The 22,760-nt window shown below is 50.0% G+C and carries 22 protein-coding genes; 7 read left to right on the top strand and 15 right to left on the bottom strand.

Annotation, left to right across the window (positions count from 1 at the left end; all coding sequences use genetic code 11):
• Window positions 1-101: 101 nt before the first annotated feature.
• The 9 genes from AC0Z7K_RS20745 to rfaD form a co-directional block, all read right to left on the bottom strand.
• On the bottom strand, window positions 102-1,229 hold the full coding sequence (locus AC0Z7K_RS20745; protein WP_485615771.1) for a glycosyltransferase family 4 protein: 1,128 nt from the start codon (window positions 1,227-1,229) through the stop codon (window positions 102-104).
• 4 nt (window positions 1,230-1,233) lie between these two features.
• Complete coding sequence (rfaQ, locus tag AC0Z7K_RS20740) at window positions 1,234-2,316, bottom strand: putative lipopolysaccharide heptosyltransferase III (protein WP_413531183.1); 1,083 nt, start codon at window positions 2,314-2,316, stop codon at window positions 1,234-1,236.
• 159 nt (window positions 2,317-2,475) lie between these two features.
• A complete protein-coding gene (locus AC0Z7K_RS20735; RefSeq protein WP_485615750.1) occupies window positions 2,476-3,483 on the bottom strand; it encodes a glycosyltransferase in 1,008 nt (335 codons plus the stop codon).
• A 67-nt stretch (window positions 3,484-3,550) separates the two neighbouring features.
• Window positions 3,551-4,837 carry an O-antigen ligase family protein gene (locus tag AC0Z7K_RS20730; protein ID WP_485615749.1) on the bottom strand — a complete coding sequence of 429 codons (1,287 nt, stop codon included), beginning with the start codon at window positions 4,835-4,837 and terminating at the stop codon, window positions 3,551-3,553.
• Window positions 4,834-5,838 carry a glycosyltransferase family 8 protein gene (locus tag AC0Z7K_RS20725; RefSeq protein ID WP_485615748.1) on the bottom strand — a complete coding sequence of 335 codons (1,005 nt, stop codon included), beginning with the start codon at window positions 5,836-5,838 and terminating at the stop codon, window positions 4,834-4,836. Before AC0Z7K_RS20725 ends, AC0Z7K_RS20730 begins: the two co-directional genes overlap by 4 nt.
• Entirely contained in the window at window positions 5,831-6,928 is a 1,098-nt protein-coding gene (locus AC0Z7K_RS20720) for a glycosyltransferase family 9 protein (protein WP_485615747.1), read from the bottom strand. The genes AC0Z7K_RS20725 and AC0Z7K_RS20720 overlap by 8 nt, the downstream gene beginning before the upstream one ends.
• Entirely contained in the window at window positions 6,925-7,914 is a 990-nt protein-coding gene (rfaC, locus tag AC0Z7K_RS20715; RefSeq protein WP_485615745.1) for a lipopolysaccharide heptosyltransferase RfaC, read from the bottom strand. Before rfaC ends, AC0Z7K_RS20720 begins: the two co-directional genes overlap by 4 nt.
• Window positions 7,914-8,963 (bottom strand): ADP-heptose--LPS heptosyltransferase RfaF, encoded by a 1,050-nt coding sequence (rfaF, locus tag AC0Z7K_RS20710; RefSeq protein WP_485615744.1) that lies wholly within the window; start codon window positions 8,961-8,963, stop codon window positions 7,914-7,916. Before rfaF ends, rfaC begins: the two co-directional genes overlap by 1 nt.
• A 30-nt stretch (window positions 8,964-8,993) precedes the next feature.
• On the bottom strand, window positions 8,994-9,926 hold the full coding sequence (gene rfaD, locus AC0Z7K_RS20705; RefSeq protein ID WP_485615742.1) for an ADP-glyceromanno-heptose 6-epimerase: 933 nt from the start codon (window positions 9,924-9,926) through the stop codon (window positions 8,994-8,996).
• 241 nt (window positions 9,927-10,167) lie between these two features.
• Between rfaD and kbl the strand changes: the two genes are divergently transcribed.
• Both kbl and tdh read left to right on the top strand, forming a co-directional pair.
• Window positions 10,168-11,364, top strand: a complete 1,197-nt coding sequence (gene kbl / locus AC0Z7K_RS20700; RefSeq protein WP_485615740.1) for a glycine C-acetyltransferase — start codon at window positions 10,168-10,170, stop codon at window positions 11,362-11,364.
• 9 nt (window positions 11,365-11,373) lie between these two features.
• Window positions 11,374-12,396, top strand: a complete 1,023-nt coding sequence (gene tdh / locus AC0Z7K_RS20695) for an L-threonine 3-dehydrogenase (RefSeq protein WP_112165139.1) — start codon at window positions 11,374-11,376, stop codon at window positions 12,394-12,396.
• 64 nt (window positions 12,397-12,460) lie between these two features.
• On the opposite strand, the gene AC0Z7K_RS20690 is transcribed toward tdh, so the two are convergent.
• From AC0Z7K_RS20690 to gpmM, 5 genes are all read right to left on the bottom strand, one after another.
• Window positions 12,461-13,390 carry a hypothetical protein gene (locus AC0Z7K_RS20690; protein ID WP_413531191.1) on the bottom strand — a complete coding sequence of 310 codons (930 nt, stop codon included), beginning with the start codon at window positions 13,388-13,390 and terminating at the stop codon, window positions 12,461-12,463.
• Between the two features lie 2 nt (window positions 13,391-13,392).
• Window positions 13,393-14,616 (bottom strand): glycosyltransferase, encoded by a 1,224-nt coding sequence (locus tag AC0Z7K_RS20685; RefSeq protein ID WP_485615737.1) that lies wholly within the window; start codon window positions 14,614-14,616, stop codon window positions 13,393-13,395.
• 108 nt (window positions 14,617-14,724) lie between these two features.
• Window positions 14,725-15,735: a divergent polysaccharide deacetylase family protein gene (locus AC0Z7K_RS20680; protein ID WP_485615735.1), complete on the bottom strand. Its 1,011-nt coding sequence runs from the start codon at window positions 15,733-15,735 to the stop codon at window positions 14,725-14,727.
• A gap of 2 nt (window positions 15,736-15,737) precedes the next feature.
• On the bottom strand, window positions 15,738-17,003 hold the full coding sequence (gene envC / locus AC0Z7K_RS20675; protein ID WP_485615769.1) for a murein hydrolase activator EnvC: 1,266 nt from the start codon (window positions 17,001-17,003) through the stop codon (window positions 15,738-15,740).
• 172 nt (window positions 17,004-17,175) lie between these two features.
• Window positions 17,176-18,720 (bottom strand): 2,3-bisphosphoglycerate-independent phosphoglycerate mutase, encoded by a 1,545-nt coding sequence (gpmM, locus tag AC0Z7K_RS20670; protein WP_413531194.1) that lies wholly within the window; start codon window positions 18,718-18,720, stop codon window positions 17,176-17,178.
• A gap of 304 nt (window positions 18,721-19,024) precedes the next feature.
• On the opposite strand from gpmM, the gene AC0Z7K_RS20665 reads away from it, so the two are divergent.
• The 5 genes from AC0Z7K_RS20665 to cysE all read left to right on the top strand — a co-directional run bounded on the left by AC0Z7K_RS20665 (window position 19,025) and on the right by cysE (window position 22,224).
• Window positions 19,025-19,456 (top strand): rhodanese-like domain-containing protein, encoded by a 432-nt coding sequence (locus tag AC0Z7K_RS20665; RefSeq protein WP_413531195.1) that lies wholly within the window; start codon window positions 19,025-19,027, stop codon window positions 19,454-19,456.
• A gap of 53 nt (window positions 19,457-19,509) precedes the next feature.
• Window positions 19,510-19,761 (top strand): glutaredoxin 3, encoded by a 252-nt coding sequence (gene grxC / locus AC0Z7K_RS20660; RefSeq protein ID WP_056774530.1) that lies wholly within the window; start codon window positions 19,510-19,512, stop codon window positions 19,759-19,761.
• Between the two features lie 63 nt (window positions 19,762-19,824).
• Window positions 19,825-20,295, top strand: coding sequence for a protein-export chaperone SecB (secB, locus tag AC0Z7K_RS20655; protein ID WP_056774533.1), 471 nt, complete (start codon window positions 19,825-19,827; stop codon window positions 20,293-20,295).
• The gene (gpsA, locus tag AC0Z7K_RS20650; protein ID WP_485615731.1) at window positions 20,295-21,314 is read left to right on the top strand and encodes an NAD(P)H-dependent glycerol-3-phosphate dehydrogenase; all 1,020 of its coding nucleotides are present in this window, start codon (window positions 20,295-20,297) and stop codon (window positions 21,312-21,314) included. Before secB ends, gpsA begins: the two co-directional genes overlap by 1 nt.
• Window positions 21,315-21,402: 88 nt before the next feature.
• A complete protein-coding gene (gene cysE, locus AC0Z7K_RS20645) occupies window positions 21,403-22,224 on the top strand; it encodes a serine O-acetyltransferase (RefSeq protein ID WP_112165120.1) in 822 nt (273 codons plus the stop codon).
• Window positions 22,225-22,277: 53 nt separating this feature from the next.
• Here the strand turns inward: cysE and trmL are convergent, their stop codons facing one another.
• Window positions 22,278-22,751 (bottom strand): tRNA (uridine(34)/cytosine(34)/5-carboxymethylaminomethyluridine(34)-2'-O)-methyltransferase TrmL, encoded by a 474-nt coding sequence (trmL, locus tag AC0Z7K_RS20640; protein ID WP_413531197.1) that lies wholly within the window; start codon window positions 22,749-22,751, stop codon window positions 22,278-22,280.
• Window positions 22,752-22,760: the final 9 nt, after the last annotated feature.

The raw sequence follows: 22,760 nt of genomic DNA, 5'->3' as shown, positions 1-22,760 counted from the left end.
TAGGGAAAGTCAATTTCATAGAGTGAAAATAATCCCGGCGGTTAGATAGGCACATGGTATCAGATAAGTGCTATCGACTCATCATGCCTGCGTAAACGTCATCAGATAAGCAGCGAGTGATATAGCGCCACCAGCTGTTGTGAAAGGTTTTTAGGTGAATAAGGCAATATGCGTTCTCTGGCGGCGTGGCCCATTGCGGCATTTTCCACACGGGAAGGGATTTTCTTCACATATTCGCTGAGCCTGGCTACGTCCAGGGCATCGCAAACATAGCCCTCCTGCCCTTCAGTAATGAATTCTGCACCACCACAGGTCTGGCTGGTGATCACCGGCAAACCACAGGCCATTGCTTCGAGGATCACGTTGGGGAACGGGTCATACAGCGTCGGCAGGATCATGCCGTCAGCGGCGTGATAATAAGGCAGCACGTTATTTTGCACGCCCATAAAGCGGATGCGATCAAAACACCCAAGCTGGCGTGCCAGAGATTCATATTTCTTCTGCGATTTATCCTGGCCGACGACGATGAGATAGCGGTTACTGGACGCTATGGCCTGAATGGCGGGTTTTAGCCCTTTACGCTCAAAACCTGACCCGACATAAATCAGTGTGATAGCCTGTTCCGGGATCGACATTTCTGCCCGCGCTGAGCGGCGTTGCTCTTGCGTTGCTGGCGTAAACTTCTCAGCATCGATGGCGTTATAGATGACCTCAAAGCGGGAAGCATCCACACCATAACAACGCATGATGTCGCGCTTTACCATCTCCGAGTTACAGATGATTTTTTTCAATTGTGCAGAATGAAACATCTCTTCTTCAGCACGTAACACGTAGCGATGATAAGGGCTGAGACGCGTGAGAAAGCGCTGAACCGGGGAGATAACCCGTGCGCGCTGTTCCAGCCAGACGCGGTGCGCGCCATCGCCGGCGCGGAAAATATCACAGCCCGGTATACGCTCATGGCTTTGGACGATATCGAACTGTGCGGCTTGCCAGCATTTTTGGGCCGCTACGGCGAAGCCTTTCTCCCGTGAGACCCGACCCTGTTTTGCAGGATTACACAGGTGAATTTTCCACTTTGGATTAGGTTTGCCTTCCCATTGACGGGTAATGATATTCAGCTCGATATTCTGATCGTCCAGCGCCTCAAGCGCGCGGGAGATGAAGCGCTCGGCTCCGCCATCCGGCCGGTATTTTTGCCTGACGATCGCCAGCCGGATAGTCTTCATCGCATCAGCCATGCAAATAACTCCTGGCAGCATCCAGCACATCGCTAACCGGAATGGCATGCAGATAACGTTGCTGTGTTTTCGTATCGATGGAATCAGGTGTTGGCAGCGGCGCGTAATCACCGGCCCAGATTGTGGTGTTGTTGTTGCCCCACGGCCGCCAGTGCTGCATTTTCGTTGGTCCGAATAACGCGACGCAAGGCGTGTTCAACGCCGCAGCCATGTGCATCGGCGCGGAATCAACCCCAATAAACAGTTTTGCGCCGTCAATCATGGCAGCCAGTTGCGTCAGTGATAACTGACCAGCGACAGAAATTACCTGAGGATTATGTGTGAGATCCTGAATCTTACGCACCATCTCCAGCTCTTTTTTATCGGGGCCGGCCGTCATGACGATAGTCATTCCTGTATCGCCTAATCCATCGATAACACTGGCAAATTTTTCGTCGTCCCAGCATTTAAAAATCCAGCGCGAGGTGGGCTGAATGACAATATATCCGCCGTCGACCTTATTCTTCTTCAGCAACTGCTGGCAGAATGCCTTATCGCTTTGTGAATAATGCATAGACGTTTGGGCATCTTCGACAGAAAGGCCGAGCGCGGACAGAATCGACATGTTCTGCTCAACAGTATGCAATTTGCCGTGGTTTTCAGTGGTCACCAGATGAGTATGACCCGCACGCCAGAGTAAAGACCGGCGTTTTTTGTAGTCAAAGCCCAGCCGCACCTTCGCGCCTGTGAGCATCGAAAGCAGGGAACTGCGCCACTGATCGGCGAGGTTGATGACCAGGTCATAATGCCGCGCACGCACGGCTTTAAGTAACAGCAATTCCTGCTTCAGCTGATAGCGAATGCCTTGTTTTTTCCAAGTTCTGTCAATGACATGAATAACGGAGAGGGCAGGATGTTCGCTCAGAATTGGTCGTGTTTCTTTATATAAAAGCACGTCAATTTCAGCATCAGGATAATGTTGGTGGAGCCTGTTTATCACCGGCGTCGTCAGCACCATGTCTCCGTGATGACGGAGTTTGACCAGCAGAATTCTTCTGGGGGTGAACGCTGCGTATTTGGCTTCGGAGTTAGGCATTCTATTATCTGATTTAGAAGATAGTGAGTTGATTCTAGGTGAAGAATCGAATGCTGTGAAGTTATTTATCTGGCTGATATAGAAAGATAAATAACTTCGTTTATGAATGAGTTATAACGCAGTTACAGACGTAAAAGAATCATCTCTTTCTGAAACATCCTAAGCGAGTTTGTTGCGCAAGGTGCGAAGGCGTTTCAGCCACAGCAACAATTGCCACCACTGCTTAGGGCCACGCGCATTACGCATCATTATCTGGCGGGTGCCGCTGGAGTAGATATCGTCAATCATGGCCTTTTGCGCGGCAGGATCGGGTTCCCGGCGGACGGAGTGACACACGGTCAATGCTTCGCGGGTTACCTGTCTCGGAAACTCAGAATAGATTTTGATTTTGCTTTTGTAACGCTGATTGAGCTCATCGAGCATTTTGGCAATCTTTAGGTAGTGCCTCTGATACTCAACATTTTTCATCCCGGTACGTTTCTGATTACTGATTGACTGCCCATGAATGTAATAACGATAAAGTATTTTTTGGGTATATCTCACGCGCTGAGCGTTGAACATGACCTCAGTCGTCCAGGGAATATCCTGATGATGTAAACCGGGTTCAAAATAGAGCTGGTGCTTCTTAATCAGCGCCAGACGATAAACACCGAGCCAGACAACGTGCAGATAGCGGTTGGTTGCCAGAGCCGTTTTAAGCCAGGTGGCGCCATCCATCACCGCCGTGGATGTTAAACGGTCAACGGGAATGATCGGTTTTACTTTTTCTGACCCAACAAAGTAACGCTCACCGTTGCACTGTGCGACGTCTAAGTCATCCTGTTCACACATATCAATTAACGTCTGGTACATCTGCGGATTGAGTATGTCATCGGCATCGGGGAAGGTGACATAATGGCCTTTGGCGATATTTAAACCAGCATTGCGCGCACGGGAAACGCCACCGTTAGGCTGGCTGATGACCGTGATATGCGGGTGTTTTTCGGCATATTCTCGTGCAACCTGCTCGGAACCATCGGTTGAACCATCATTCACAATGATGATTTCAAGGCTGCTCAGCGTCTGCGCGACCAACGAATCCATGAAGTTTCTGAACATCTCCCCTGCGTTGTATAAGGGGATGATCGCGCTAAGCCTGATGTCTTCAGGCATCGATGTCGGGGTCATATCCACAATTTCCACTGATAAGGATGACAAGCAAACGGGGAGTCAGGTTAGCGTACTCCCCGTAAAATCACTTTTTCTCTAACGAAATGCGGTGACACATTCTCAGCATCAGCAAGTAACCAAACACCAGCACAACAAAATACGGTGATTCGCGATTATAGAACTGAGTATCACCCTGACTGAAATAAATTACCGGCACCGAGAGCAGTAAGAACTCGTATCCTTTGGGTACCAGCTTGAACGGATACAGCAATAAAACCGCGAAGAACAACAACATAATGATGGCGCCAAAAATCCCCTGCAAGGAGAGCGTATCGATAATGTCATTATGCAGATGGAATTGCAGGTTACGGATTGCTTCCGGATTACCGCCTTCATGCTGATTGATGAAGGTGGTTGCCAGAGCGTTACGACTATCCGCTGACTGACCCAGCGGATGCTGTTTGAATACGTCTATTCCTGCGCGCCACATTGAAAAACGAGCACCCACTGACGTATTTCGGTCGCCCTGATTATAGGAGGTAACTTCGGTTTGGAGATTATCAATACGGTCTAAAACTTTGTTGTAGTAAGGATGTCCAGAGATAACTCCGGCCAGAATTAAACCGCCGATAGCGAAGCCGTAAATGACTTTTGATGTATGAGAGCTTTTGGCGAAGTCGATAATAATGCTGCCAACATTAAATAGTACAAACAGCATAATGGCTGAGCGGGTTTCTGTTGCCGCCAGTACAGCAAAAGTCATTGTCATGACAATCAGACAGGCGAGTCTGTAATGTTTCAGCACATGGTACTTCAGGCTATACATAAGCAGAAGTGAGAAAATAGTGAAGGTGTACGCCCCGGATGTAGGAGCGTCAGAATTGATTTTTATTCTTTCGCCGGTTTTTAAATAAAAAAGAATATGCGAAATGGAAATGACGATAAACAGCAATGTCATGATGGTGACACCAATGCGCAGTGTTAAAATGGATATCTTCCATTTATGCAAATTATGCTCTATCGCGTAAAGAACAAAGGCGGCCAGTATCAGTCGTTTACCGCTGATCTGATAATGGTAAGCAATTAACGGATACTGTTCATTTGTCGTTAACATTACCCACAGTAATTTACTGACACCCAACGCAAAAACTATCCAAGAGAAAGCGTAAAAATGTATTTTCTTTTCTTTTTTAAAAGTAATGAAGATGAAATAGACAATGGCGACATAGGTGATGATGTAGAAGAAGTTGCGTGTAACCTCACCTGAGTACATAAAAAATGAAATAGATATCGATATAAACAGGAAGAAAATTGTAGCCAATTTATCGTCCATAGATATTTTATTCATTGCTGACAGCCAGTTCCTGATCATAAAGAGTGATTCCTAAAAACCTTACTGTTCATATACTTAACCATCCAGCGCAAGCTATTCATATATTGACGTTCGTGCCAGAGCGCCTGCGCATAACGTTTCATCTCTTTGTAAGAAACCGGCATATCATGAGGAACGTCATGCCATGGTGATTTCTCATAGTACTCATCATAAAGACTGGCTAATTCACCCATTCCCCAACGATGCCAGGGCTTACATTTACCTGTATAATGAATCAGGATTGTATCCTCCGGAACGGGTGTTTTCTTCCCCACTTTATTCAGGATAATGTCACAAACAAGATTGTATTTTTTAGGTAGCAATAAAACTTCATGTTCAAGAGCAATGTTTAGCGCATCCTGATCCGGGAAATTTAGCTCTGTGCCATGAATCGCCAACGTCTGAATAATTCTGTCTGTTGTTTTTTTATCAATCCATAACGGAATATTGATATACAAAAAACCAGAGTTAAAATAGTTACCACTGGTCAGGCCTAAGTGGGGGCACAGTTTGTTACGCGCCCGCTCAGTGTCATTAACCGCAGCCAGTGTGTAGCGGCTGATATCTTTTTGATGAAGTTCTTTATAACTCCCTAAACATAATGTGTCAGCATCCAGGTAAATGAATTTTGATGTGACATCCGCAAGAATATAGGGAGTAAACAGGCGATAATATATCGCCTGAGGATAGCGGCCTATTAATGGTAGATCGGCAAATGCAGACTCTTTAAAAACATAACAGGTGATGGCTAAAGAATGATCTACGGCCAGTTCGAGAAGCCGGGATTTTGATTTTTCATCCAGCGGACTGCCAAACACGTGAATATGGAAAACTAAGTCGGGATTATTTTCCAGAATCGAAAAAACAGTGATGCCCATACCACGCGCATACGCGTTATTGATGCCGAAGGCGATATGGACAACCGGCAACTCTGAAAACCCTAAATTGTTAACGAGCTCTTCTTTGTGCTCAAGATAACTCAGGTATTCCTGATTAGGCATGGTTCTGTTCCTGACCTGTTTTGCTGATGACAAAAGAACGTATCTGATTCAACTGTGCATCACTGAGCGAAAAGAGTTCTTCCGCGCTGTGTCTAAACGTATAGGGCGCTGAGAAAATGAAGGATTCCGGCGTGAGCTGTGGATCTTCCGGCGTTAAAATTAACGGCGCAAACGTCGGATGCTGTTCAGCTAAATCACAAGGCCCTGCGAGGCAAATCACCGGCGTTTCTACTGCATCGGCGATATAAATATTGCCCGAATCAGAAGCGATATATACATTCATCTGCGAGATGGCATAAGGCACTTCGTGCAATTTTAACTGACCAATCAGACTGATAATGTGTTCACTTTCAGTCAGTTTTGCGAGCAGCTGGTCAAGATAGGGTTGTTCATTTTCAGGGCCAAAAACGTAAAACTGACAAGGTAAACCGCGCAGACACTTGAAAATTTCTATCCATACATCAGTCGGAATGGTTTTTGCTTTGTTGCCTGCAGAAATACTGATACCGATTTTTATCTGCTGATTCTTTGCCAGCGCTGGCAGCGTTTGTTCCGGAATCCACAGTGGCCAGGTGGCATGCTTTTTGTAGCTATCGGCGGTAAACGTGGGGTTGGCCAGTTTCAGGTAACTTTCCAGCGTGAAATCTGTTTTTCTGTGTAAGCGAATAATATCTGCTGTCTGATAAAAAATGCTGTGGTACCACTTACGCGTATATGCGATCAGAAAAGCTTTTCCCGGCGCATTACAGAATGCGGCATAGAAAGCATTCACGCTGTTTGGCTGCAGCAGATACACGTTGTCGTAGCGATTGAGTAAATTGAATGCGAGACGAATCTTACTGAGTAAGGATTTTTTGTAATCTTCAATCAGATAAATGGAATCAATCGTTGCATCATGTTCCGCCAGCGGTAATACCGTTTTACTGATGAGTACGTCAGATTTCTTTAAATGCCTCAGCAGCGGGGTAATATTAACGAAATCCCCAATCTTAGCGGTTTGGATCACCAGATTGCGCCCGGTACCTCGATGAAAAGGTTTCATCAGCATTTTGAACGGCCACAGCAAGATAAAAATTATCACGTAGCTCATGGTCGGGTCGTTTCCTTTTCGACGGACATTACGGCATTCAGCTGTTCAAATACGCGTTCTGCCGGCAGGTTTTCCAGCGAATTTTTCTCAGCTTTCAGGATGAACTGATTTTGTCCGTAACCCCCAATTAAACCCGGATCGGTGGGGCCGTAGAGCGTGATATTTGGGCGATCCAGTGCCGCAGTCAGATGGCTTAAACCGGTATCTACGGAGATGACGGCTTTCGCGCCAGCCAGGACTTCGGCGACTTTTTCCAGACTTAATTTTGGTAGCACGTCTACGTTCGGGAAGCCTTCCGCCAGACGCAGCGCTCGCTGATATTCGTACTCAGCGCCCCAGGGAAGTTTAATGCGAATTTGTTGCGCACTGAGCATGCCGATTAACTCCCGCCAGTGTGCTTCCGGCCAGTGTTTGTCTGCACGCGTGGTCGCGTGGAGAAATACCAGATACTGACCGGCATCAGCGGGAAGGTGTGCCAGGAAGCGTTCCGCGATGGCGTAATCGCCCTGAACGGAGGGTTTCTCATAGCCCAGACTTTTGGCAAACAGTTCTCTGGTGCGTTCAACCGCATGTTGTTTCTTATCGATTTCATGACGATGGTTGTAGAACCAGCTGGCAAAGGGCTCGCGGGCACTTTTGCAGTCCTGCCCGTGTTTTTCACCTTTAGCGACGCGGGTGATCAGTGCTGCGCTTTTGATCAAACCCTGTGCGTCTATCACGGCATCATAAGTCTGAGACTGTACTTCACGCTTGAAGTCACAGCGCTGCTGACGGGTTTCAGAACCGAACCAGTTTTTACGCCAGCGCCGTATGGCAACCGGAATCACGCGATCGACCGCCGGATGCCAGCCAGGAATCTGTGCAAAACCCTCTTCCACGACCCAGTCAAAGCGGATCCCCGGAATAGCCTGTAACGCATCTGTCAGTGCAGGAAGCGTGTGCAATACGTCACCCATTGACGATGTTTTGACGATGAGAACCCGCATTACTGTTCCTTCCTTGTGCTCAATAACAGGTTTAATTCCTGATAAACCTGTTCTGGCTGAATATCGATCAGGCTTTGATGATAGCCTTCTTCGCCATCACCTTTGCGGACTTTATGGTAGCCGGTGATCAGGCGGATAACTTTTGCCCGATGGCTGAGTGGTGGCGTGAAATCAGGGCTGCTTGGGCCGTAGAGCGCCACAAGTGGCTTATCTAGCGCAGCTGCGACGTGCATCAGGCCGGAGTCATTACTGACCACGGCGTTGCAGGCAGCTATCATCACCACCGCCTGATCCAGCGAGGTTTTTCCGGCCAGATTTAGACAGAAAGGCTGTGCGTTTTCAGTCAGCGCAAGGCGAATTTGCTCGCCTGCAGCATGGTCTTTGGCGGAGCCAAACAAAACTACCTGCTGGCCTTCGGCGATCAGTTTTTCTGCTAAGGTCGCGTAATGATAATGCGGCCAGCGTTTTGCCGGGCCGAATTCTGCACCGGGGCAAAAACCAATTAACGGCCGGTCATTGTTGACCGAAAATGCGTTTTTAACGGCAATCACTTCTGCTTCAGAGACCTGCAATCTCGGCCATAGAATCGGTTGCTGCAAATCTTCGGCAGTGTGGATTTGCGCAGCATCGTAGCCCAATGCGGCGTAGCGCTGAACCATCAGTGGGAAAGCGGCTTTATCCAACACGCGTAAATCATTAAGCAGGCCGTAGCGCATTTCGCCGCGCCAACCTGTACGCACAGGAATGCGCGCAAAGAATGGCACCAGCGCGGATTTGAACGAGTTTGGCAACACGTAGGCGTGCTGATAACTTCCGTTGCGCAGAGAAATGCCCAGACGGCGGCGCTCACCCAATTCCAATGCGCCATGACCCAGCGGCATCGACAGCGCCTGATTTACTTCTGGCATTCTGTCGAGCAGCGGACGGCACCATGCGGGTGCCATCACGTCAATCTGTGCGTCCGGGTGCGCCACCTTCAGGGTGCGGTAAAGACTTTGTGACATCATCATGTCACCGACCCATGACGGCCCAATTACCAGTATTTTCATACCGTTAATCCATTCCTCAATGTGCGGTTCTTAGACTGTGCGGTTGAGCCAGCTCATGTATTCCGTCACACCTTCGGCAACCGTTTTGAACGGCTTGTCATAACCCGCTTTACGCAGAGCCGTCATATCAGCCTGCGTGAAAGACTGGTAACGACCTTTCAGTTTTTCCGGGAATGGAATGTATTCGATATCGCCGGATTTGTGATAGGCAACCACGGCATCCGCCACAGCCTGGAAAGATTCTGAACGGCCGGTGCCGCAGTTGAAAATACCGGATACGCCGTTCTGCCAGAACCACAGGTTTACCGCTGCTACATCACCTACATAGATGAAATCGCGTTTGAAACCTTCGCTGCCTGAGAACAATTTAGGGTTCTCACCGGCGTTGATTTGGTTATTCAAATGGAATGCAACGCTCGCCATGCTGCCTTTATGACCTTCACGCGGGCCATAAACGTTGAAGTAGCGGAAACCGCAGATCTGGGATTCAGCGTGAGGCAAAATTTCACGAACATACTGGTCAAACAGGAATTTGGAGTAACCGTAAACGTTCAGCGGCTGCTCGTACTTACGCTCTTCAACAAAGCTGGTGCTCTGGCTGCCGTAGGTTGCAGCGGAAGAGGCGTACAGGAAAGGAATGCTACGATCGAGACAGAAATGCAGGATATCTTTCGAATACTGATAGTTATTATCCATCATGTATTTGCCGTCCCACTCAGTGGTGGACGAGCAGGCGCCTTCATGGAAGATCGCGTCGATATCACCGAGATCGTCGCCGGCAACGATGCTGGCGATGAAGTCTTCTTTATCGCAGTAATCCGCAATATCCAGATCGACCAGATTGACGAATTTGGTGCCGTCTTTCAGGTTGTCGACCACTAAAATATCGCGGTATCCCATATCATTGAGCGATTTAATAATATTGCTGCCGATAAAACCAGCGCCGCCAGTGACGATTATCATGGGACTCACCTTTAATCATTTTAAAATCACGCACCATGCGTAATTTATACAGTTGGTAATATCATAACACTTCATTATCAAGCTCACATTGGGAAGGTGTCCGATAACACGCATTCTTGTGTTTCAGGGCGTAAGGCGTGAACTATGCTGCAAAATGAAGATATTGTGAGCGTTTTCATCGTTATTTCATATACAGATTAGTAATGTATTCCGTGAATGAGTCATTTCAGGAGAATACTGTATGTCTGTTTCGTTTTATCGCCAATTGGAAGACCAGCTCGATCAGGCGCGGGTTGAGGGATTGTTTAAGGAAGAACGCATTCTCACCACGCCGCAGCAGCCAGAGGTTTCGGTGGCCGGTGGAAAGCCGGTCATTAATTTTTGCGCGAATAACTATCTCGGGCTGGCGAACCATCCCTCATTAATCCAGGCCGCTAAGGCCGGGCTCGACAGCCACGGTTTTGGCATGGCCTCGGTGCGCTTTATCTGCGGCACACAAGATACGCATAAAGAACTCGAACATCGTCTGGCGGATTTTCTCGGTATGGACGATGCCATTCTGTATTCCTCCTGTTTTGACGCCAACGGAGGTTTATTTGAAACGCTGTTAGGTGAAGAGGATGCGATTATCTCCGATGCGCTTAATCATGCGTCGATAATCGACGGTGTACGTCTGTGCAAAGCCAAACGCTATCGTTACGCCAACAACAATATGGCGGAGCTTGAAGCGCGTTTACAGCAGGCGAAAGATGAGGGTGCGCGCCACATTCTGGTCGCGACTGACGGTGTTTTTTCCATGGATGGCGTGATTGCCAACCTGAGGGGCGTGTGCGATCTGGCCGAGCGTTTTGACGCGCTGGTAATGGTCGATGATTCCCATGCCGTTGGCTTTGTCGGCGCAGAGGGGCGGGGGACGCACGAATATTGTGACGTCATGGGCCGCGTGGATATTATCACCGGTACACTCGGCAAGGCGCTGGGTGGCGCATCAGGCGGTTATACGGCGGCGCGTCAGGAAGTGATCGACTGGCTGCGTCAGCGCTCGCGTCCTTATCTCTTCTCGAACTCTTTGGCGCCCTCGATTGTTGCTGCGTCTCTTGAAGTTTTGTCGATGCTCGAAAAAGGCAGCGAACTGCGCGAGAAGCTTCTCTCCAATTCCAAACTGTTCCGAGAAAAAATGACCGCTGCCGGTTTTACGCTGGCTGGTGCCGATCACGCCATTATCCCGGTCATGCTCGGCGAAGCGCGTCTGGCACAGGATTTCGCCGCTCAGTTGCAACAGGAAGGGATTTACGTCACCGGTTTCTTTTATCCGGTGGTCCCACAGGGACAGGCGCGTATTCGTACCCAAATGTCCGCGGCGCATACTACGGAACAGATCGAACAAGCCGTTGACGCCTTCACCCGTATTGGCAGAAAACTTGGTGTGATCGCCTGAGGAGTGTCCATGAAAGCGTTAGCAAAACTGAAACGTGAAGAAGGTATCTGGATGACCGATGCGCCGGTGCCGGAGTTAGGGCACAACGATTTGCTGATCAAAATCCGCAAAACGGCGATCTGCGGCACTGATGTGCATATTTATAATTGGGACGCATGGTCACAAAAAACGATTCCTGTGCCGATGGTGGTCGGGCATGAGTATGTTGGCGAAGTGGTCGGGATCGGGCAGGAAGTTAAAGGCTTCAGTCTGGGTGACCGGGTGTCCGGCGAAGGGCACATCACCTGCGGGCATTGCCGTAACTGTCGCGGTGGTCGAACGCATCTTTGCCGTAATGCGCAGGGCGTAGGCGTTAACCGTCCGGGCGCATTTGCAGAATATCTCGTTTTGCCGGCGTTCAATGCCTTTAAAATACCTGACAACATTTCCGATGATCTGGCCGCGATTTTCGACCCGCTCGGCAATGCGGTGCACACCGCGTTGTCGTTTGATCTGGTTGGCGAGGATGTATTGATCAGCGGTGCCGGCCCGATCGGCATCATGGCCGCGGCAATTTGTAAACACGTCGGCGCGCGTCACGTAGTCATTACTGACATGAACGAATACCGGCTGGAACTGGCGCGCAAAATGGGCGTTACGCGGGCGGTCAATGTGAGCCAGCAAAGCCTGCCGGAAGTGATGGAAGAGCTGGGCATGACCGAAGGGTTTGATGTCGGGCTGGAAATGTCAGGCGCACCCGCCGCCTTTCGCAGCATGCTCAGTGCTATGAACCACGGCGGCCGAATTGCGATGCTGGGTATTCCTTCAGCTGAAATGGCCATAGACTGGAATCAGGTGATTTTCAAAGGGCTGTTTATCAAAGGGATTTATGGTCGTGAAATGTTTGAAACCTGGTACAAAATGGCAGCGCTGATCCAGTCGGGATTAGACCTCACGCCACTGATTACCCACCATTTCCCGATTGATGACTTCCAGAAAGGCTTCGACGCCATGCGTTCCGGCCATTCCGGAAAAGTGATCCTGGACTGGTAATATTCTCTGAAATGACAAAGGCCCGCTATATCAGCGGGCCTTTGTTTATGTCTGGCAAAAAAACTTAAGCTGCCGGATCCGCCGTTTGCTTTTCAGCATCCGTCAGATAACGTACTTTGCGCGTGTAATCCTGCCCTTTAAACAATAACTCGTTATCCGGCGAGGCCAGATACTTTTGCCATTCAGTCAGCGGAAAACCGCCGTGTGCGCCAATCACTTCTTTGGGAATAATTGACGGTGTGCCGCCAATTTTCTTCGACACCGGCCAGTTCATCCAGTCGCCTAAATTAACGCTTTTGATGTCCAGCGTGTCGAGCATCGCGGCAAGGGGTAATTGATCCGTTGGCGGCTGATTGTCAGGCAGAATATTCCAGGTATCGCGAAAGAACATAATCCACAGCGGACACAAACGTTCCCAGGTTTTACGCGTTGCGGCTAAGAATGCGCCGTTGACGTGATCAACGATGTAAGGCCGCACGCTGTCTTTGTAATAAGCCGGAATGATCGCCGGATCGCATCCGTCGAGTTTTGCGATCATTTTTCCCTGACGGAAGCTCGAGTAAATGTGATTTTCATGCAGCTGGATTTCGGGCATCTTCAGCAAGTTCAAATCAGAATCGATCATCAAAATACCGTCGGTTCTGGCCTGCAAAGGAGCCATCAGTTTGATCAAACGGCTGAGATAAATTTGCTTATAGCGATAATCGCCGGACTTTGTCTCCGGGTTCAGCGTCACAATGCGGACTTTTTCCGGCAGCGGCCTGAACTGGCTGGCGTCCTGATCGGTCACGATAACAATTTCCTGCAGCTGGGTGGCAAATTTGTCAGCAAATTCTGCGCACAAACAGGCTTCTTCAATATAGTCAGCGCCCGCGGAAGGGATTACCACGGACGTCACACTGTTCTCAGGCTTGCCTGCTGTCACTGTCTGCGAATAAGGCAGATTGTGGCGCGAAAGAATGTGACGATATTTTGAATTCAGGAATTTGAACATGTTCAGCCTTGTTTCTTTTTGACACTGCTTAAAACGGTTTCAACGCCAGAGACATATTTCTCAATGGCAAATTTATCGCGAACATTGGCGTTCGCCTGCTGTGCTATTTCGTTACGAAGGTGCTCGTTAAGATACAACGTTTTCATATGGTTAAAGAGCATCTCAACGTCGCCGTACTCAAATAACATGCCGGTTTCAGCATTCTTTACCAGTTCAGCGGTACCGGTTACGTTGGAACCAATGACCGGTGTTTCCAGCAGCATCGATTCTAAAATAACACGCGGCAGGCCTTCGCTTTTCGACCCTAAAATAAAGGCATCGAACGCGGACAGATATTCCAGCGCGTTGCTTTGAAAACCGGTAAAGACCACTTTATCCATCATGTTCAGGCTTGCAGCCTGCTGGATAAGGCGACGTAAATTTGGCCCTTCGCCGACAAAAACCATCATCCATTTTGCTTCCGGGAAAGCCCGGTTAAATTTATCCAATGCAAGCAAGGTGAAATGATGTGCTTTACGGTTGATCAGCGAGCCGATGCTGCCAAAGATAAAAGTATCATCGGTCGCACCCAATTCCTTACGGATATTGGCCCCATCGGGCAAGGGTTGATTGATATCAATACCGTTGAAAACGGTAAAACAGAGCTCACTGCGCACTCCGCGCTTTAGCAACTGTTCCTGCACGCCCTGAGAAACAGAAATAATGCTGTGGCAGAACTTATTCACAATGCGCACGACATCGCGGTTCAGTACCGGCTCGATGCGGCAATGCTGGACAATGGCGGTCGGTAAACCTGCGGTAGAATAATAGCCTTCAACATTCGAACTGGGCTGATTGTTCATATACAAAATATCGAACTGTCCGAGCTCAAGCAGGGAATGAATCTTACGAATGTTGGGGTTGATTCGCCAGATTTTATCAATGGAGTAAATCGCTTTCTGACGCAGATAACTGCTGAAGAAAAACAGGGTACGCAGCACTTCTTTACTGATTTTAGCCCATGCAGGTTGTTTGACCTGCGGGATGAAGAAGACGGGAACGTTCAGCGAGTTCAATATCTGGCTGATGGTTTCCCCGTTATCCCGCGAATAATCATTGTAAAAGCAGCAGCTAATTTCAAATTTTTCCCGATCGATTCTTTTCAGCAGCTCTAACATACTGTTAGTGCCACCTCCCCATTCTTTGCCGCTGTCGAGCAGCAGAATTTTAGATCGATCTTGTCCCATTTGTGAGCGCCCCTGCGCAGTCTGAATCCAAAAACATGCAGCGCCCATTATAGGGGGCAAATTCTTTAAGCTCTACCTATTTGGTTTTGAGTGCTAAAACCATATTTATCAATATGTTGAATTCTTATTTATTTTCTTTGCGTCAGGGTTTATTTCTGTTGCCGGTTCAACCGGTACGGATCCCCGCATTTGTGGGAACGTTGTTAACGTATGATACTGGCGCTCAATGAACAGGACAGCCGGCGTTGTCACCAGACTTTCACCGATGGCTTTAAACATGCTATCCGCATAAATCTGAGGAACAGGATGTTTCACGCGACAAACGCTGATGCCTTTAGCTGCTGATTTGGCTGGTGTGGTCTTTGGCGGCTTACCCGCAGAGGCTGAACTGCGTATTGGTTCATTGAGCAGATCGCTTGGCCGCACCAGTACGATATCGGAAGGCAAATTCGGCAGCATTTGTTGCAGTACTTTCACCGTCGTGGGATGCGGATGGCCTATAGCGATCGCATAGCCATTTTTGCGTGCCAGTTGAATGGCGCGCTCAAACTGACGGCGAATTTCAGCCTCATTTTGTACATCATCTAAAAAGACGTTGCGCTTGATGACTTTCACTCGGGTTCCCTCAGCGGCCTGGACCGACTTGGTATTACCGATAGTCATGCTGTCGAGGAAGAACAGATTGTGGGCGTTCATGGCCTGCATGACGTTTTCCATGCCGGTCAGGCTTGAAGTCATGGCGCTGCCCATATGATTGTTGATGCCAATCGCGTAGGGAATATTGGCGATCGCCTGATCGACTATCCGCTTCACTTCCCCGGCACTCATGGAGGGCGTCAGCGTATTTTTTTCCAGCGGTTGTTTGCTCAGCGGTGCCATCGGCAGGTGGATCAGAATTTCACGCCCCTGCTGGTGGGCCTTGTTCATCATCATCTGCGAATCGGGTGCATTGGGGAAAATCGCCACGGATACCGCTTTTGGCATCTGAAGTACCTGGTTTTCCTCATGCTGGCGATAACCAAAGTCATCAATCAGAATGGATAATTTCGCTGCCTGAACCTGACAAACGAATAACGCAGTACCACAAAGGGCAGCTAAAACGGACTTTTTATATTGCAATGCTATCTTCCCAACCACGGCTGTGGGTTAACGGCCTGGCCCTGACGACGAATTTCAAAATACAACGATGGCTGGCCCTGTCCGCCGCTGTTCCCTACTTTGGCAATGGCCTGACCGGTTTTCACCTGATCGCCCACGCTGACCAGCGCATCCTGGTTATACCCGTAAAGGCTCATGTCACCCCTGCCGTGGTCGATCACCACAACCAGCCCGTAGCCTTGTAACCAGTCCGCCAGAATGACGCGGCCTTCTGCAATTGCACGCACATCACTGCCTTCACGTGCCGAAATTACAATTCCTTTCCAGCGTAGTTCACCCTGCAACTGTTCGCCGAAACGGTGTATCAACGAACCGTTCACCGGCCACATATTCTGCCCTGATGGCCTTCCCAGCCCGCCGGTGCGCGCCATCAGCGATTGCTCGCTTTGCGTCGGTTTGTAGGTGGAGCCTTTTTTCTTCGCCTGCTGTTCTTTCGCCCGCACAGCGGCGGCTTCGCGCGCTTCTTTCTCAGCGCGGGCTTTTGCAGCACGCTCAGCGGCCGCAATTTTGTTTTGCAGGCTCGATTCGTTGGCACGCAGTTCTGTCAGGCTTTGCTCATCTTTTTGCAAAGAGGACTCGAGTGCTGTCAGCGTTTGTTTGCGCGCTGCACGAGCTTGCTCAAGTTTTTGCTGCTGAGTCTGTTGCTCGCTTAACAGATTCTTCTGCTGAGTTTGTTTGGACTCCAACGCAACCCGCTGTTCGCCGAGCGTGGTGCGCGTTTGTTTGAGTTCTTCGATGGTCTTCTGGCGGGCTTCATTCAGATAGCCGAAATAGGCCAGGATCCGCTCGCTGCGTTCGCTCTCTTCACTACTGAGAAGCAGTTGCAGGCCTTTATGCTGACCGATGCGGAATGCGGAATCGAGCTGTTTGGCGAGAATGCCTTCCTGTGTTTTTTGCTGTTTCTGCAATTTGTCGATAGACAGCGTCAGCCCGGAGATATCCTTCCCAAGCGTACTCAGCGTCGATTGTGTGCTGCGAAGTTGGGAGCTGGCCGAAGCAATGGTTTTTTCCTGCGCCTGCAATTGTTGTAACAGCGTGCCACGTTGTTGTTTCTGCTGTTTAACGCTTTTCTCTTTTTCTGCGATGTTTTGCTGAATGGTTTTGAGCTGATCTTTATTATCATCAGCATGGGCAGTAAGAGAGAGCGTCATTAAGGAGGCGCAAAGCAATAAGGCTGAAGATGGGAAGGCGGATACGACCTTGTCCGAAGCGGAAAGGCGGGTTCTCATCAGGCTGAAATGAATGAATTTGCTCAAACTTTTTTCCGCTTGTCGACCGTGGATGATAGACAATATGGCTGTCCCTGGCCGTATCGTAACACTAATCAACCGGCTGATGCACAAACAAAAAAGGCGTACCCACCTGAGCGGATACGCCTGTATTTCAGTGTTTTTAAGGAAATTAACGTGCGATAAACAGCGGTTTGCCGCTCATTTCTGGCGGAATTTCCATTCCCATCAGAGAGAGCATAGTCGGCGCGATATCCGACAGTTTACCGCCTTCCACGGCTTCGGCGTTGCCACCGATATAAATCAGCGGGACAGGCAGGCTGGTGTGTGCGGTGTGCGCCTGACCGGTGGCCGGATCACGCATCTGTTCTGCGTTACCGTGGTCAGCGGTGATCAGCAACTGGCCGCCAACGGCTTTCACGGCTTCAACCACTTGCGCAACACAGTTATCCAGCGTTTCTACTGCATTGATGGCTGCCTCATAAACACCCGTGTGGCCGACCATGTCGCCATTCGGATAGTTACAAATGATGGCATCGTATTTGCCGCTGGCAATGGCGCCCAGCAGTTTGTCTGTGAGCTCTGCGGAGCTCATTTCCGGTTGCAGATCATAAGTTGCCACGTTCGGCGATTTCACCAGAATACGGTCTTCGCCAGTAAACGCGTCTTCCATACCGCCATTAAAGAAGAAGGTCACATGTGCGTATTTCTCAGTTTCGGAGATGCGCAGCTGCGTTTTTTCGTGCGCCATCAGCCATTCACCCAGTGTATTTTTCAGGGATGCAGGGGGATACGCGCAGGCTGCGTCGATGTCGGCAGCGTATTCGGTCAGCATGACGAAATCGCCGAAGTTGATCACTTTTTCGCGGGTAAAACCGTCGAAGTCCGGGCTGATGAAAGCGCGGGTGATTTCGCGTGCGCGGTCGGCGCGGAAGTTCATGAAGATCATCGCGTCGCCATCGTTGATCGCGGCGGTTTCTTCCCCGGCAGCCTGTAACACAGTCGGCTTCACGAATTCATCATTTTCATCGCGGGCATACGCAGCTTGCAGGCCTGACAGTGCGTTTTCGGCCGTGAACGCGCCTTTTGCTTCAGTCATCAGGTCATAGGACAGTTGTACGCGATCCCAACGATTATCGCGGTCCATGGCGTAGTAACGGCCAACGATTGATGCAATGCGGCCAGTGCCGATTTCAGCGAATTTCTCAGTGAAACGTTTTAAGGCAGATTCTGCGCTGCGCGGTGGCGTATCGCGGCCATCGAGGAAAGCATGCAGATAAATCGCTTTTGCGCCGCGACGATGAGCTAATTCGACCATCGCCATTATGTGGTCTTCGTGGCTATGAACGCCGCCCGCAGAGAGAAGACCCATGATGTGGACCGCTTTGCCCGCATTGACGGCACGATCTACAGCAGCGGTCAGTACGCTATTATTAAAGAAATCACCTTCTTTGATCTCTTTATCGAGGCGGGTCAGATCCTGATAGACGATGCGGCCAGCGCCTAAATTGACATGGCCGACCTCGGAGTTGCCCATCTGGCCGTCTGGCAGACCGACGTCCAGACCGGATGCGGCGATTAGCGTATGGGGTTGGGTCGCCCAAAGATTATCCATGACCGGTGTTTTGGCATTCAGAATCGCGTTGTCTTGTTGTTCTTCACGATGGCCGTAACCATCAAGAATCACCAGAACCATCGGTTTTTTGTTGCTCGACATGTCAATTGACCTCAGTTAAAAAGATGAAATGCTCAATAGCCTCGCCGGCTGAACAGGCGTAAACAGGCGCGGCTATAAGCATTCAGGCGGGCTGATTTTACCCCAGTGAGCGAGGCGAATAGCCGTGAGAGATCAAAGATGGGGTGAGGTGAGGGTTAACTTTCATCATAAAGGCGTGTTAATTTTTCGGGATGTGCCGCAGATTGTGGCATTAGCCCGTGCTTACTGGCTGTATTTGCTCCGACGCGCAGGTATACTCTGAAGCCTTGAATTTTCCCCTAACTGACGGGAGTTGCTACACCCCATGCAAGATATTATGCCATTCATCAGTGCGCATCCGGTTCTCAGCCTGGCGTGGGTTGCGTTACTGATTGCAGTAATTGTGACCACCTTTAAAACACGTTTTTCTAAAGTGAAAGAGATCACCCGTGGTGAAGCAACCCGCCTGATCAATAAAGAAGATGCCGTCGTCGTCGATGTGCGTACGCGTGAAGAGTTCCGCAAAGGCCACATCGCCACGTCCCTGAATGTGCTGACCACAGACATCAAAAGCAATAATCTGGGTGAGCTGACTAAACATAAAGCGCAGCCGGTTATTGTGGTATGTGCTTCAGGCCAGACTTCCCGCACAGCGGCAGAAGGTCTGATCGCGGCCGGTTTTGAGCGTGTTTTCACGTTGAAAGAAGGCATCAGCGGCTGGAGCAGTGAAAATCTGCCACTGGCACGCGGTAAATAAGATCTCAGCCCAATCGCAACTGCATTAAAATCTACGACTTAGAGGTGGAACCCATGGCTAAAATTGAAATCTACACCAAGGCAACCTGTCCTTATTGCCATCGTGCGAAAGCCCTGCTTAATAGCAAAGGCGCTTCATTCGATGAAATCGCGATTGATGGCGATGCGGATAAACGTGAAAAGATGATCGCCCGTAGCGGTCGCTCAACTGTTCCTCAGATTTTTATCGATGGACAGCACGTTGGCGGTTGCGATGATTTACATGCACTTGATGCACGCGGTGGCCTTGACCCATTACTGGGATAACTGGGGCGGCTGCGTATTTTCATTAAGTGTTTAAAGGACTTTTAACTCAAGGGTACTACTCACATGTCAGAACAAAATAACACCGAGATGGCTTTCCAGATCCAGCGTATTTATACCAAAGATATCTCTTTTGAAGCGCCAAACGCACCTCAGGTTTTCCAGCAAGACTGGCAGCCAGAAGTGAAACTGGATCTTGATACTGCTTCTAGCCAGCTGGCTGAAGGCGTGTACGAAGTTGTATTGCGTGTAACGGTAACCTCTTCACTGGGCGACGAAACCGCGTTTCTGTGCGAAGTTCAGCAAGGTGGTATCTTCAGCATCTCCGGTATTGATGGCAACCAGATGGCGCATTGCCTGGGTGCATATTGCCCGAACATTCTGTTCCCGTATGCCCGTGAGTGCATCACCAGCCTGGTTTCCCGCGGTACTTTCCCGCAACTGAATCTGGCACCTGTCAACTTCGACGCGCTGTTCATGAACTATCTGCAACAGCAAGCTGAAACCGAAGGTGCTGAACCACATCAGGATGCCTGATGAAAACCGTCAATGCGTCAATGACTGTAATCGGTGCCGGCTCGTACGGCACCGCTTTAGCAATTACCCTTGCCAGAAATGGGCATCCCGTTGTGCTGTGGGGACATAATCCCGACCACATCAACGCCTTGCAACGTGTCCGTTGTAATCAGGAATTCCTTCCTGATGTGCCATTCCCCGACAATCTGCTGCTCGAAACTGATCTGTCTGTCGCGTTAGCGGCCAGCCGCAATGTGCTGGTTGTCGTGCCGAGCCATGTGTTTGGTGACGTGTTGCGTCAGTTGAAACCGCATCTGCGCGCTGATGCGCGTGTGGTATGGGCGACCAAAGGTCTGGAAGCAGAAACCGGGCGTTTGCTGCAGGATGTCGCGCGTGAAGAACTCGGCGATACTATCCCGTTAGCCGTGATTTCTGGCCCGACGTTCGCCAAAGAGCTGGCGGCGGGAATGCCGACGGCGATTTCTCTGGCGGCCACGGATGCCAGTTTTGCCGACGATTTACAGCAACTGCTGCACTGCGGCAAAAGCTTCCGCGTTTACAGCAACCCCGATTTCATCGGCGTGCAGCTGGGCGGTGCGATTAAAAACGTGATTGCCATCGGTGCCGGTATGTCTGACGGCATTGGTTTCGGTGCAAATGCCAGAACGGCATTAATCACCCGTGGTCTGGCAGAAATGAGCCGCCTCGGAACTGCGCTGGGTGCCGATCCTGCTACCTTTATGGGCATGGCAGGCTTGGGTGATTTGGTGTTAACCTGCACAGACAACCAGTCACGTAACCGCCGCTTCGGTATTATGCTGGGGCAGGGAATGGATGTTCAGGCAGCACAGAACACCATCGGTCAGGTTGTTGAAGGCTATCGCAACACCAAAGAAGTACGGGTTTTGGCGCAGCGCCATAACGTTGAAATGCCTATTACGGAACAGATTTACCAGGTCTTATACTGCGGTAAAGATGCCCGTGAAGCAGCCACGAATTTACTTGCCCGTGCGAGCAAGGACGAAAAACACAGCCACTGACCGGCGATAAGTAGCATAGCCACCTTGTCGGAGATCTCCACAGGGCGGCTTTTTATTATCCGAATCTGCAAAGTCGTAAGGAACAGTGATGTCGTTAGAAGAATTAGAACTGGTCTGGAATAACATTAAATCAGAGGCGCGAGCACTGGCGGAGTGTGAACCTATGCTGGCGAGCTTCTTCCACGCGACGTTACTTAAGCATGAAACGCTGGGCAGTGCGTTGAGCTATATTCTGGCCAACAAACTGGGCAACCCGATCATGCCTGCGATGGCCATCCGTGAAGTCGTCGAAGAAGCCTATCGCAACGACGAGCAAATGATCCTCTCCGCCGCGCGCGATATTCTGGCAGTGCATCAGCGCGATGCTGCCGTCGACAAATACTCCACGCCGCTGCTTTATCTGAAAGGATTCCACGCGCTACAGGCTTACCGCATCGGCAACTGGCTGTGGAAACAGGACCGAAAAGCGCTGGCGATCTATTTCCAGAATCAGATTTCCGTTTCCTTCGGCGTGGATATCCATCCTGCGGCGCGTATTGGTTGCGGCATTATGCTCGACCACGCCACAGGGATTGTTATCGGTGAAACGGCCGTCGTCGAAAACGACGTCTCTATTCTGCAATCCGTCACGCTCGGTGGTACCGGTAAAACATGCGGTGACCGACATCCGAAAATTCGTGAAGGTGTAATGATTGGGGCAGGCGCGAAGATTCTTGGCAATATTGAGGTCGGCGTGGGCGCGAAGATTGGAGCTGGGTCAGTGGTCTTGCAGTCGGTGCCCGCACATACCACGGCTGCAGGTGTGCCCGCGCGTATCGTCGGCAGGCCGGAAAGCGAGCGTCCTTCGATGGATATGGATCAGCACTTTAACGGTATCGTGCAGGGTTTTGAATTCGGCGACGGTATCTGATACAAAAATGGCATGTTTCTGCATGCCATCGTTTTACTTTCTTCTCTTCGGATTTATTCCTTTAGCAAAGCACCGGGATATCCCAGCTGACGCCACGCTTCATACACTACTACAGACACGGCATTCGAAAGATTCATGCTGCGGCTTTCCGCGAGCATCGGAATGCGAATTTTATGACTGGCGGGCAGATTATCTAAGATGTATGCCGGAAGGCCGCGGGTCTCGGGACCAAACACGAGAAAGTCATTATCCTGATAGCTCACCGCGCTGTGCGCAGGCGTACCTTTGGTGGTCAGTGCGAACAGGCGCTGTGGATTTTCACTGCTGAGAAAGGCATCGTAATTCGCATGATGTTTGATGCTGGCGAATTCGTGGTAATCAAGCCCGGCACGGCGCAGACGTTTATCGTCCCAGCCGAACCCTAAAGGTTCGATGAGGTGAAGCTGACATCCCGTGTTGGCACACAGGCGGATGATGTTGCCGGTATTTGGCGGGATTTCTGGTTCAAATAAAACGATGTTAAGCATGCGTCCCCC

The organism is Rahnella sp. 1L-D-7-B-C2, from assembly GCF_057290995.1.
This window is presented reverse-complemented; position numbering and strand designations above follow the sequence as displayed.